The 13,547-nt window shown below is 67.2% G+C and carries 3 protein-coding genes; all 3 read right to left on the bottom strand.

Annotated features, from left to right (window positions below; translation table 11 throughout):
• Window positions 1-57: 57 nt before the first annotated feature.
• Complete coding sequence (yfcF, locus tag VI26_RS16760) at window positions 58-681, bottom strand: glutathione transferase (RefSeq protein WP_048410903.1); 624 nt, start codon at window positions 679-681, stop codon at window positions 58-60.
• Between the two features lie 108 nt (window positions 682-789).
• Window positions 790-1,674 carry a cysteine synthase CysM gene (gene cysM / locus VI26_RS16755; RefSeq protein ID WP_048410902.1) on the bottom strand — a complete coding sequence of 295 codons (885 nt, stop codon included), beginning with the start codon at window positions 1,672-1,674 and terminating at the stop codon, window positions 790-792.
• 166 nt (window positions 1,675-1,840) lie between these two features.
• Window positions 1,841-13,534: a LysM domain-containing protein gene (locus tag VI26_RS16750; protein ID WP_156183921.1), complete on the bottom strand. Its 11,694-nt coding sequence runs from the start codon at window positions 13,532-13,534 to the stop codon at window positions 1,841-1,843.
• Window positions 13,535-13,547: the final 13 nt, after the last annotated feature.

The following is a 13,547-nucleotide window of genomic DNA, read 5'->3' as shown; positions in this document are numbered from 1 at the left end:
AGGCGGGGCCTGGCCCCGCCCCTGCTCAACGGCCTTCCCTGGCGAGGCCTCGGCCGGTCACGCCGACGCCGCCCGCCGTCCCAGCTCCAGCCAGTCCTGCACCGCCGGCCGCCGCCATTGGCGCTCGGCGTAGGCGGCCAAGCGCGGCGGCAGCACATCGTCGTATTGCAGCCGTTTCAGCATCAAGGCGAGATCGGTGTCGGCCAGACACCAGGCGCCGAACAAGTCGCCGCCATCGGCCGGCAGCAGTTGCTCGACCGCGGCGATCAGCTTGCCGGCCGCCTGGCGCGCTTCCGGCGCCAGCGTGCCCGTCGCCGGGCGCAGGAACACCACTTCGGTGTTGCGGTCTTCGCGCAGCGCCATCAGGTCGCTGCGCAGCCAGGCTTGCAGCTGGCGCGCGCGGGCGCGCGGGCGCAGCTCTTGCGGATACAGGCGCGCGCGTTCGGGATAAGCGTCTTCCAGGTATTCGGCAATGGCCGAGGATTCACTGAGATGGAACTCACCGTCTTCCAGCATGGGCACGCGGGCGGTCAGCGACTGGCGACGGTAGTCGGCGGCCAGATTGGCCTGCGCTTCCAGGCGGACGGTCGAAAGCTCGAAAGTCAGCCCCTTTTCTTTCAGGGCGACGAAGGCGGACAGCGCATAAGGGCTGAGGAAGCGGGAATCGACGTGCAGCAGCATGGGAGCCTCCGTGACTGGGATAGTGGACTCCAGATGCTAACCGCATGATGCGCCGCACGCCAGCGCCAAAACGCGAACGCTGCGTTCCGGCGCATCATCGACAGATGCTCAGCCGAACAGGCCGGTGGACAGGTAACGATCGCCGCGGTCGCAGACGATGGACACGATGACCGCGTTTTCCAGCTGGCGCGACAGGCGCAGCGCCACCGCCAGCGCGCCGCCGGACGAAGGCCCGGCCAGGATGCCCTCCTCGCGCGCCAGTTGCCGCGCCATGTCCTCCGCTTCCTGCTGGCTGACATGCTGCAAATCGTCCAGCTGCGAGAAATCGCAGATCTTGGGCACGTAGGGATCTTCCCATTTGCGGATGCCGGCGATCTGGCTGCCCGGCTCCGGATGCACGCCCACGATCTGGATCGCCGGGTTTTGCTGCTTCAGATAGCGGCTGGTGCCCATGATGGTGCCGGTGGTGCCCATGCTGGACACAAAGTGGGTGATGCCGCCCGCGGTGTCCTGCCAGATTTCCGGCCCGGTACTTTCATAATGGGCCAGCGGATTGTCCGGATTGGAGAATTGATCGAGGATGCGGCCCTGGCCGGCGGCTTCCATATTGCGCGCCAGGTCGATGGAGCCGGGCATGGAGGCTTCCTTGGGCGTCAGGATCACTTCCGCGCCGTAGGCGCGCATCGCCTGCACCCGTTCGGCGCTGGAGTTCTCCGGCATGATCAGGATCATCTTGTAACCCATCATCGCCGCCGCCATCGCCAACGCGATGCCGGTGTTGCCGCTGGTGGGCTCGATCAGGGTGTCGCCCGGCCGGATCTCGCCGCGCTGTTCCGCGCGGCGGATCATGGACAACGCCGGCCGGTCCTTGACCGAACCCGCCGGGTTATTGCCTTCCAGCTTGACCAGCACGGTATTGCTGGTGACGCCGGGCAGGCGCTTGAGTCTGACCAGCGGGGTGTGGCCGACGAAATCTTCCAGATGCTTGTACACGACGCGTTCTCCAACGGGGAACGGCCATTATACCGATTGGCTATCAGCAAAGACGGAATCCTTATGTCTAAGCAAATAACCATTGCGCACCCCCGCCGCCGCGAGCGCGCGCATCGATCCGGGAAGCCTCACGGTCTGCCGCCAGCGGCAGACCGTGAAGCGCGGCTCAAGCCAAGGGCGGCTCGATGTTCGCCAGCTCCAGGAACACATTGCGCAAGCGCAGCAAGGGCTGCGCCTGCTCGGTCAGATTGGAGCTGACGGTCAGATCGAACCACAAACCGCCGTCTTTCCGCTCCGGACCATGCGCGGCGAACCAATCCACGCACCCCTGGGCCTGCAAGGCGACGATGTCGGCCAGCGGCAGGCCGGCGCCCCCCTCCCGCAAGGCCGCCTTGGTCGGCGGCATCAGATAGACCGGCAGACGCACCTTGGTCAGCGCATTGTTCAGCCGGTATTCATAATAGGCCGTCAGGCTGAGGATGGCGCTGTCGCTGCCGGCATGGCCGAACAAGGCCTGGTAGAACAAGCCAAGCTGGCATTCCAGCGAGCGGCTCACCGGCTGATCCGCGCCCTGGGCGTAGATGGCCGCCATATTCACCGGCTGGTCAGAATCCACGGTGGGCCGCAGCGGCGCGGACAGCGATACCGTCGGCGTCTGGTAGACGAAGGGCTCCGCCGTCGGCTTGCCGGGCACCAATTCCTCGTTGCGCCGCAGGAAGACCTGGGCATTGGCGTCCTGCCGCTCCAGAATGTCCAGGTCCGGCAACACCACCATGCGCGCGGCGATGCCCTTGCCCTCGGACGCGGGCAGATACATGCCAGTGTCGCGCTGGCGATAGGTGAAGGCGCGGCTCAGGCCTTCGCCCTCCTCCGGCTCGCACTCGTAACGCTCCGGCTCCACTTGCACGAAGGGCTGGCCGACGCGCTCGGGCAGCGCCTGTTCCAGCGTCATCGTCACCCGCAGCGCGCTCACTTTGCCACCGCCGGGATTGACGCGCTCCACCGCGTCTTCCTCGATGACGAAGCGCACCGGCTCCGCCTGCGCCAATAGCCGGCTATTCGCCTGCAGCAGGCCGGAGCCGCCGGCGCTGTCCGCCAGCCACCCCACCATCGCGCCGGCGGACAGCAGCGCCGCCTCGGCGTTTTCTATCTGGGCCGGGTCCTGGCTGTCGATGTCCAGCGGCAGCAGGTAGCGGTTCAGATCCGCCACCACCTGCGGGAAGACCTGGGTCATTTCCGCCAGGTTGTCGAACAGATCGCGGCTGAGCGCCATCGCTTTCAGGCCGGCCTGGCCGCCCAGGTTGAAATCGATCTGGCCGTTGATCGCGTCCTGCTCGAAGTGGCGTTGCAAGGCATAACGCAGCCGGTAGTTCCAGCGGCTCAGCGCGGCCAAGGGATTGTAATCGCCGGGCCGGCTGCAAGCCGGATCGCCGACGGCCCATGCCCGCGCCGGCGCGACCGCGCTCTCGGGCGGCCGGCATGGGCAGGCGATATCGGCATTGGCCACCGCTTCCTGCAGGGTCAAGGCCGGGGTTTCCGGGAAGGCGCGCAGCACGATGGGCGTGCTGAACGCGCCCAGCGCCTGCCGCAGCGGCCAGCCCTCGCCGGCGGTATCGGCCACGAAACTGAGCCAGGACGACGGCTGATAACCGCGGATGCCGGCCAGCGCGCCGATCTGGTGTTCGATGTTCTGTCCTTCGAACACCAGGTCCAGGTCCACCTTCTTGGCCTCCAGTCCGGCGCTGGAGAGCAGGAAACTCAGCGCGCGGGTATTGCCGCCGCCGTCGCCGGCCAGTTTCAGCCCCAGCTTGGGCGCGGTCAGCGACAGATTGCCCTGCCCGCCGATCTTGTCTCCGCCTGGACGGCCCACGATATTGCCGTACAGCCGCGGCGTCAGTTCCGCGCCCGACGGCTGAATCTCCGCATTGACCTCGGCCTGGAACTGGATGCCGGCGCGCACCGCATAGAATTCGCTGAGCGTGCCCAGCATGCGCTGGAAGAACGCTTCGCGGATCGCCGCCAATTCCTTGTCGTCCGCGGTTTCGTCGCGAAACACCGGAATCATCGCGCTCTTCAGCGCCTGGGCCAGCGCTTCCTTGGCGTCCAGCAATCCCTGCATCGCATCGTTGCCGGTCAGGCTGCGCAGGATCTGCGCCGGCGCGACATAGGCCGGCGACAGCAATTGGTCGATGCGCGCCAGCGAGGATTGCAGCCATTGATCCAGATCCACGTCGGTGAAGGCGCGCGGCTGCACCGGGTCCTGCAGGCTGATCACCTTGCCGGTGTGATAGGGAATGATGGCCGCGTTCTGCTTGGACGCCAGCTGATTGGACACCGGCCTGGGCGCGTACTGCTTGGGCTGCCCCGGATTGAGCACGCGGTAGGAGATGGCTTGCGTGGCGTCGCGTCCCAGCTGCACCGCCCACAGCGTCATGCCGGAACCGCCGGCGAAGGCGTCGCGATCGGTGCCGGTGGCCACTTGATAGCGCGGCCCCTGCGGGGTGGACAGCGCTTGCTCGAAACTGGCGGCGAATTGCTTGAGATCGCGCTGCGCGCCGGCCGCGGCCTGGTCGCCTTGCAGCGGGCCGGTGGACGGCGACAGCAGCGTGCCGGCCTCGGCCACGCCGGACACCGCCGCCAGTTCGCCGCTGACCAGCTGCGGCCGGCGGCTCAGTGTCAGGCTGGCGTTCAGGCGGAAGATCTGCTCGTCGTTGATCTGGCCGGCGGGCAGCGGCACGCTCAGCTCCAGCAGCGGCTGGAAGCCGGCGGCGCGCTCGCGATGGCTGCCGCTGCCGCTGGGCAGCAGGCTGTTGAGCCAGGCATAGATGTCCACCGCCCAATTGAGCAGCGCCGCCTGCTGCGTCGGTTCCAGCAAGGATGCCGCGTCGGGGCAGACGCTGCTGCTCAGTTCGATGGCGAGGCCGTTGGGGTCTTGCAACTGGTACAAGATCTTGGCGTAGATGGCGATCGCCTGTTCGATGCGCTGCCGCCCGCCGGCGTCCAGCGCCTTGGCCGCGTCCAGATAGGGTTGCTGATCAAAGGCCAGCGCCACCTTGAGCCCCGCCTTGCCGTCCGGCAGGGTGGCGAACTGGTAGTCGTTGGCCAGCGACGGCCATTGGCCGACGCCCAGCACGCTGTCGGTGTAGCCGGTCAGCTGCGGCGGGAAGTTGTATGCCTTGGCCTTGGCCGGCGGCGCGTCCAGATCGCTGAGGATGCGGTTGCCGAACAAGTCCAGCCAGGCCAGCTCGATCTGCAGCAGGCCGCCCACGCCCAGATAAGGGCTGCCGCCCACCGCCGGCGAGGCCTGGCGCTGCATCGGCGGATGCAGATACAGGCTGGGATACGGCACGGTGCGCACATAGCGCCATGGCTGGTCCTGGTTCGCCGCGCGCGGCGCGCGCACCTTGTCGGCCGGGCCGTCGCCGTCGATATTGCCGGGGCCGGAAGCCACGCCGAAATTGCTCTCCTTGAAGTCGTCGGTCTTGCTATTGCGGTAGCCGAGCAGATTGAACAGATTGGCCAGGTAGATCCAGCCCCAGTCGTCGCCATCGGCCCGGTCCGGCACCGGCGGCGCGGCCTTGCGTTCCAGCTCGATGCCGGCGACGCCGGCCTGGGTGGTCGCCGACACGTCGAACGGTCCCAGTTCCACCTCGAACACCGTCTGGTCCGGGAACAGGCCGGGGACATGCGCATTGGCGGCGGCCAGGCTGGCCAGCGGCGCCTGGAAGTAGGCCGCCGTGTCCGCCAGGCTGGAGAACTCCGCGCCATTGGCGTAACGCTGGCCCATGGTCACGCTGACCTCGGGCAGGCGCAGCGCGGTGTAGCTGGCCAGCGGCCCGCTCCAGCCGGCGCGATACGGGTTGGCCTGCTTGATCGCGTCCTCGGTGGTGAAGAAGTGCTCGGCGATGCGCGCCAGGTCTCCGCCCGGCGCCGCGCCGTCGGGCGCCACTTGATAGACGCCGCCGTGCACGCGCAGCGCGGCGCCGCCGCGCAGCGGCCGCTCGGCGTTGAGCCGGGCCAGGCTGTCGACGCGGCTGTAGTAGGCGGCGGCGACGCCGGACAGCGAGACGGCGGACAGCGGCGCGGTCTGTTCCCGCCGCAGCACCGCGGCCGCCACCAAGGCGGCGGCGCTGGCGTCGAACGATTCATTGGTGGCCAGCACATTCATCCAGTCGCCCACCGCCTGCCCTTCGCCCTCGTCCACGGCGAACAGCGCCAGCACCGCCAGTTCGGCTTCGCCGCTGTCGTTGAACACATGGTCCGGCAAACCGGACAGCGTGCCGCCGGCTTGCAAGCCCTGGCTGTAGCTGAGGAAGAAGCCGCCCTGACGGGTGATGCTGGCCTCCCACAACAGCCGCAGCAATTCGTCCGGCGCGCCGATCAGATTGGGGAAGCCGTTCTCGGCCAGCGCCAGCGCGCGCAGGCCGCTCTGGGCCGGCGGACGGGTCTCGGTGGACAGATTGACCTTGGCGATGCCGGCCAGGCTGGCGGCCGGATTTTCCATCTGCCAGCCGGCCACCTCGCTGCCGGTAGTCGCCGGCCGATACAAGACCAGCAGCTGGCTCAGGCCGGCGCCCGGACCCCGCAGTTGATTCAGCAGGCGCTCCAGCAACACGATTTCCTTGTCCGGCGCGCCGATGATTTCATACAGCCGCTGGCTGCTGGGATTGCCCGCCAGCGGCTGGGTGCGGCGCACGCCGAAGGGGATCAGCATGCCGAAGCCGTAATTGAGCAAGGGCTGTTCGCTGACACTGCCGGTGGCGGCGTCGGTGCGCGCCAGCTGCGGCGCGAAGCGCGGCAGCACGCCTTGTTCCAGCGGGGTATTGATCAGCGAGTCCGGCAGGCTCCACAAGCGCAGCTCGGCCACTTCCGGCGCATGGGCCTGGCGCGGCAGCGTCACCGGCGCCGCGCACTGCCACGGCTGGGAGCTGGACAGCGGGAAGCGCGAGGCCTGGGCCTCGGCGTCCAGCAGCGGCCGGATCGCCAGCGTGTCGGTGCGCAGCGGCTGGCCGGTGGCGGCGGCGCGCACTTTCACATAGCGCAGATAATCGTCCGCGCTCACTTCGAAACGGGCGCTGGCGCTGCCCGGCGCGCCCAGGCTGAGCCAGGTTTCGGCGCTGCCGCGGCTCAGGGTGAAGCTGAATTTCGCGCCTTGCGCCGGGTCTTGCAGCACGGGCAGCGGGAAGGCCTGCCCGGTCAGCGCGAACAGGCCCAGCTGCGCCGGATAGTCATAACCGCCCTGGCCGTTGGGCTTGACGAACAGGCCGGGCGATTTCGCCGTCAGCCCGGCGGTGGGCAGCCTCAACCCGTTGAGGTAGTAGCGCGAGGCCATCGCTCCCAGGTTCTGGAACGCCAGCGTGCGCAGCGCTTCGTCTATCAGTTCGCCCACCTGGAACTGCGCCAGTTCCGGGATGTTCAGATTGGGATCGCTGTCGTGGTCGAACAAGCCGGTGGCCGCGCCGTTGGCGGCGGCCAGCAGGTCCAGGCTCACGCCCAGCCGCGCGGAGATGCCGGCCAGGGTGTCGCCGGCGACCACCGGCTGCGGGAAGGCCGGCAGCGCCAGTATCGCCAGCGGCAGCAGCAGATCCGCGCGCCGCAGCACATCGCTGCCTTGCAATAGCGCGTCCAGCGACACGCCCAGCCCGGCGGCGATGCCGGCCAGCGAGTCGCCGTCCTGGGTCAGATAGACCTTGTCGCCCAGCGCGATGCGCTGATTGGCGGCGAGGATGCGCGCCTCGTCGGCGTTGGCCCGCGCCAGTTGCTCGCCGCCGAAGCCGCCGCCGAATAGCGACTGCGCGGCGATCTGATCGAAACTCAAGCCGCCCGGCGTCTGCCAGCGCATGCCGGCCACGGTCAGGGGCTGGGCGCGCGCCGCCAGCGGGTGTTCCTGGTTGGCGACGAACAGCTGGCCGGCGCTGAAGGCGTCGTCGCCGGACAGCTGGCCGGTGGCGTTGACCCAGGCGACAATCTCGGCCACCGTTTGCGCCGGCTGGATCACCAGCTTGAAATTGCCGAGGCCGTCGCGCAGCGCCTGCAAGGCCTGGCGCGCCAGCAGGCAGAAGTAATCGCCGAAGATATAGCTGGCGATGGACGCGCCGGTGCCGGACTGCATCCGGGCCGCGGCCGCCGCCGGCGCGCCGCCGCCTTCCACCTGCACCTGCAATTGCTGGAAGTACTGGCGCAGCAGCAGCAGGTAGTCGGTCTGGCTGCTGTTGTATTGGCCGAACACGTAATCGTAGCCCGGCGCGCCGGCGTAGCTCGACACGTTCAGGCGCACGCCCGGCGGCGCCGGGAAGAACACGCCGTGGGCGTTGGCCGCCGCGGCGGAGGCGAAGCAGATCGTCGCCTGCCGCGCCAGGAAGGCCTCCACCTGGTCGGCCGGAATCGGCAAGGGCTGGTCCGGGTTGGAGAAATACTGCAGCGCCTGATTCAGGAAGGTCGCGCTCACCACTTGCTGGTTGAGCTGATCCGGGCTCATCGCCCCGCTCATGCCGGCGGCCAATACCCATTGCAGCACCCGCACCGCCAAGTCTTCGAAACCGTCATCGCCACCATTGGCGGCGACATTGGCGCGCAGCGCCTGGCCTCGACGCGCGCGCGCCAGCGCCGCATGCGCCAGTTGGCCGGACTCGGACGCGCCGTTGCGGGCCGCCGCCAGCGCGCCGCCGGCCTTGACCGGTTCCGGCGTGGCGAGGAAGAAGGCCGCCACATAGCACGGCAGTTGTTCGGCCGCGGTCTTGGCCTGATCGCCGGCAACGGTCAGCACCGGCACGGTCCAGCCGGTCAGTTGCAGCAGCTGTCCCGCTTGCAGATTGTCCCAGGCCGGCTGGTAGCCGGCCGCGTTGGCCGCCAGCCTCGCGCCGGCCGCGCCGCCCTGCCCCAGCGCGCGGCGCAGCCGGCGCGCTTCCAGTTCCGCCGCCGCATGGCGCGGGAATGAACCGTCGGCCAGGGCCAACGTCCGCATGCCGTTGCCAGGCAGGGTGCGGCCCCAGGGCGCATTGTTGCCGGCCGGGTTCTTCAGCACGAAGGTGGCTTGCACCGAGGCCGAGAACGACAGGCCTATGGTGATGGTGAACAAGCCCAGATTGATCTTGACGTCGACGCTGACTTCCACCGAGGCGTTGGCGCTGATCGGAATGTCCTGATAGGCGATATAGCTGAGCCGCACATAGATCTTGATGGCGATATTGACGTCGGCGCGGATGATGGCGAAGTCTATGCTGCCGTACAGGCGGCCCTGCACCCCGGCGGTGCCGATCAGCGAGAAGAAATAGCCATCCTGCAATTGATCGCGGCCCTGGCTGGGCGTGGCCTCGCGATAAGGCAGCCAGCGCGCCAGCACGCCCTCGATCACGCCGAATACGGTCAGGCTGAAACCGGCGCGCAGAATGCCCAGCTCTATCGATTTGCCCAGGCCGATCTGGGCGCCGAAGCCGAACACCAGCACCGGATTGAACCAGCCCCGCTCCGACACCGGCACCAGATTGGTGGTGGCGCTACTGAGCTTGCCGAAATAGAAGCCGGCCGAGCCCAGCACCGGGATGCCCGGCGCCACGATCAGTTCTATGGTGAAGGAGCGGGCGAAGTCCTGCCGCCACGGGAAGCCGATGTCCACCTGGAAATCGCCGTTGGTGTACAGATTGATGCCGAATTCCGGCAAGGTGATCGTGGCCACCCCGATCTGGAATTTGCGCATCAGATTGGGCAAGGCGATATTGGCGGAATAGCAGCCTACGGTTTCCGATACCTGGCGGTAAAGGATCTGGAAATCCAGGCCGGCGAAAATCTTGGCCATCGGCCCGGCCAGCGCCACGCGCAGCGCGTAGAGCGTGGGGTCGTTGAACACCATGGACAGCTGAAGCAGGTATTCGTCGGCTTCTTCGTCGGCCGCGGCCGCCTCGCGCGCGGTGATCAACTGCTGGCTGCCCTTGGCCGCCGGCGCTTCCTTGTCTTTCTGGGTTTTCAACACGCCGAAGTCGAAGGCGATGAACCAGGAGTTGTTGGCGGCGAACACCGGCTGCCCCTTGCCGCCCACCGGCACCTCAGGCGGGTTGGGCACTTCCAGGCTGCGCAGCTTGGCGATCACGCCCTGCACCGAGGTTTCCTCCACCAGGCCCGGCACGGTGACATGCTGGCCCAGCGCCAGCAGGCGCAGGTCCAGGTATTTGTTGCCGCCGCCCGGAGGCGCCGGCGTGGTTTCCGGCTTGGACGGGTCCCAGCTGAGCGCGTCGCCGGGCTGCCAGACGAAGCTGCCCTGCACCGAGATCTCCACCTTGGCGTCCTTGGACTGCGGATCGTATTTCAGCGCCACGCCCTTGAGCGTGAAGAAGCCGAAGTCCACCGGACCGATGCCGATATTGAAGCCCACCCGTTTCTTGCTGAAGTTGTACACCAGCTCGACATTGCTCAGGCTGAAGGAGTTGAGCACGTTCCAGGGCGCGGCCAGGCCGAATTCGGCGCCGGTGGCCCAGGAGACGAAGGTTTCCACCATTTCGCCTATGGACTTGTTGTCCAGCTTGAAGGTGGCGATGGTGTCGCCCTGTTTGTCGGTCGTGACGGTGGCGAGCAGGGTCAGCCAGCGCAAGCTCAATTCCTGCTTGCCGGGAGCGAAGTTATAACTGACCCCCAGCTTGATGTTCCACAGGGTCAGGTCGGCGCCGATCTCGCCATAGGTGCCCGGCACTTGCTGCGGATCGTCCTCCTCCGCGTCCAGCAGCACCAGCCCCAGCCGCTCGGCGGCCTCCTTGCCCAGATAGCCCAGCTTCAGCCGGCCGGTCACGCTGATTTCGGGCAGGACCGGAATCGGCACCCAGGCGCTGGCGGTGGCGGCGCTGAATTCGAAGGAAGTGGCTTTCTGCTTGCCCCAATCCAGTTGCAGCGTCAGCTTGCTCACGTCCGGGAAGGACAGCACGGTGCGCCATTCCCGGCCCAGATACTGCTCCAGCAGTTCATTGATGCTGAAAACGGTGCCGTCCTGCTGCTGGATGGAAAACTTCCAATCGCCGGCGCCGGCGTAGCTCGCGCCTATGCCCACCACCAGCGGTTTGGCCATGTCCGGCAGCAAGGTGGTGTTGGCGGTGATATTGCCCTGGTTTTCCAGTTTGGCGCGGCTGACCGAGAAGCCGACGTTGTCGAGCTTGAACAGCGGCTTGCCGAAGAATTCGAAAGTCCAGGCCGGCAGGAAGGCCAGGTTCAGCGAGACTTGCAGATTATCGGTGGCCTGGGCGTAGTTGAACACGAAGCTGTCTATCACCGGCAGCGACGGCAGGCTCAGATCGACGCCGGGCAGGAACAGCGACAGCAGGTCTTCCATGCGGATCACGCCGGATTCCAGCGTGCCGCGGAACTGCCAGTCCGGGTATTGCACGCCCACCGCCACCACGCCGGCCTCTTCGCCGCTGCCGATGATGAAATTGCCGTTGGCGCTGGCGCGCACCTGGCGCGTGTTGACCGGATCGACCAGCGCCACCTGGGCCTCGACGTCGCTCAAGGCCACTTTGCCCACCAGCGGCACCGGCTTGGCGCTGTTGGAGCGGATGATGAAGCCTAGCGCGGACGCGTCCTCCTCCTTGCTGAGGTAGTACAGGTCCAGCTGGCTGAGGCCGAGATCGGCCAGCACGTTCAGCGGCGGCGGCAGCATCGCCACCAGATTGACCGCCGCCGCCATCTGGAAGGCGCGGTCTATACCGGGGTACGGCGCGTCGAACTTGACGGTGAGCAAGGCCTGTTCGCCGGCCGACGGCGCCAGCAATTGCAGTTCCGCGCCCAAGGGCTGATAACGGCCGCCCAGCGTGGCGGTGACCGGGATCTGGCCGTCGGAGCTGGACAGCCGCAGAAAGGGGCCGCTCATCTGTATCCACGGCACGCCGGGCAAGGACCAAGTGCCCTCGGCCGACAGTTCCAGATTCATCCGCAACTGCTGCTCCGGCGCGTCGAAGATCACCGCGATGCGATTGCTGATCTGCAGGCTGGCGAACACGCCGGTCATGCCCTCCAGCCGGATGGAGGCGATATCGTCCTCCTCGCCCTCGTGCTTGAACTGGGACACTTCCAGCCACAGGCTGGCGCTGAAGCCCTGCAGCAGCGCCAGCACCGCCTCGTTGATATTGCCGCCGGCCAAAATGCCCGGCACCAGGTCCAGCCGCTTGGGCGGCTGGATCTCGCCATCCGCGCCCAGCTTCTCCTTGAGCTCCAGGTAAAGCGCGTTCAGCGGGTTCTCGGCCGGCTCGTCGCCGCCCTCCTCGCCGTCGGCGCGGCGCGCCCGCAGCGCGTTCGCGGCTTGCGACGCGTGCTCGGCCTGATAGACGTTCATCAGGTAGGCGACTGCGACATTGAGCTTGTCGGCGCTGGAAGTCGCGTAGAAGGCTTTCAGCTCTTTGAAATAGCGCGGAATCGGATCATCGGCGGCGGTCTGACCGCACAGGTCCCGGACGAAGGCGCCGAGCTGGCGGCAGGGGTTGCCGCTCTGATTGCCGGTGGGCCAGCTGTCCAGCGAGAAATTCAGCTGATTGGCCGCCGCCGCCAGCGCGTTGATCGGCGGCGCGGCGCTGAACAGGCCGCGGTTGACGGAGGGATACAAGGCCGGCTGCACCCCCGCGCCAATGCGCGGCAGCGCCAGGAACGGCCGCCCCATATTGATCGCCGCCATCAGGCTGTTGGCGCCCTCGAACAAGGACAGGGTATTGGTCTTGAACAGCGCATAGTAGAACAGGGGCTGCGGCACCGGCCCCAGCTGGATGAACAGCACCTGGTTCGGCTTGCCGACGATGGCGTTGACCGCGGTCTCCACCGCCGCGGTCGAGGTGGGATAGTTCAGCCAGCTGAAGCGTTGCAGCGAGTTCAACGACACCATGTAGCGACGGCGCGCCTCATGCACCTGCCGCGCCGCCTGCCGCCGGCTGGCGTTTTCCGGATTGGTGCCGGTCAGCACCACGACTTCCTCGCGGGTCATGTCGCCGCGCAGCAAGCCCGCCACCGCCTGCAGCGGAGCGGTGCTTTCACTGCTGCCGAAGCGGTTGAGATTCAGCACCACCACCGGCGCGGCATAAGTGTCGCCGCCATTGTTCTGATAATCGAGCAGGCCGCCGCACAAGATCGCCGCCGCCGCTTCCGGGTTGCTGTTCACCACGTTCTGAGCGCTGGGCATGATGGCGTAGGACACCACCAGCCGCACTTGCTTGAGCAGTTGATCGTCGGTCAGATAGCGCAGAATCGCCGCGCGCGCATTGCCGGCGTATTCCTCCCAGTCCGGCGCGGCGTAACTGGACTCCGGCACATAGGACACCCGGCGGCGGAAGCTGGGGTTGTTCAGCTCCGGCACGGTCAGCAGGTCGATGGCCTGGCGCCTGGCGCCGACGAAATCGATTTTTTCCGCGAAATTATAGTTATAGGGCTGCAATTGCAGGAAATACTCGGCATTCAGCCCGGTGGCATAATTGATCTTGTTCTCGTCCACCGCGCCGGTGAAGCCGAACAGCACCTTGTCGGCCGGCGGCGGCGCCAGGTAGGCCTTCAGTTCCACCGTGGCCTGGTTCAGCGTGCCGCTGGGCTGGCGATCCAGCTCCGGCAGCAGCTCGTACAACTTGGCCAGCGTGTCCTCGCCACCCAGATAATAGACCTCGACCTTGCCGGCATAGGCGTAAGTCAGTCCCGCCGCGCTCAAGGGATCGGTCAGCCGCCGCAGCAGGTTGACCGTGGCGGACTGGTTGCCGAAACTGCCGCCGGAGCCCACCAGCAGGCGGATCGTGGCTTGCTGTCCCAGCAAGCTCCTGAATGCGGCGATCTGTTCCGCGTTGATGCGGGCAGTGGTGTTGCGGCTGGCCGAGTTGGCGTTGTCGAACAGGGAGAAAGGCCACGTCATGATCGCGCCGTCC

This window comes from Chromobacterium sp. LK1, from assembly GCF_001043555.1.
GTDB classification, from domain to species: Bacteria; Pseudomonadota; Gammaproteobacteria; order Burkholderiales; family Chromobacteriaceae; genus Chromobacterium; species Chromobacterium aquaticum.
The sequence above is the reverse complement of the archived record's forward strand: the minus strand, read 5'-3'. Positions and strand labels throughout refer to the sequence as shown.

Coding starts and splice junctions, on each gene's coding strand:
- yfcF (WP_048410903.1), bottom strand. CDS start 681: ATGCTGCTGCACGTCGATTCCCGCTTCCTCAGCCCTTATGCGCTGTCC.
- VI26_RS16750 (WP_156183921.1), bottom strand. CDS start 13,534: ATGACGTGGCCTTTCTCCCTGTTCGACAACGCCAACTCGGCCAGCCGC.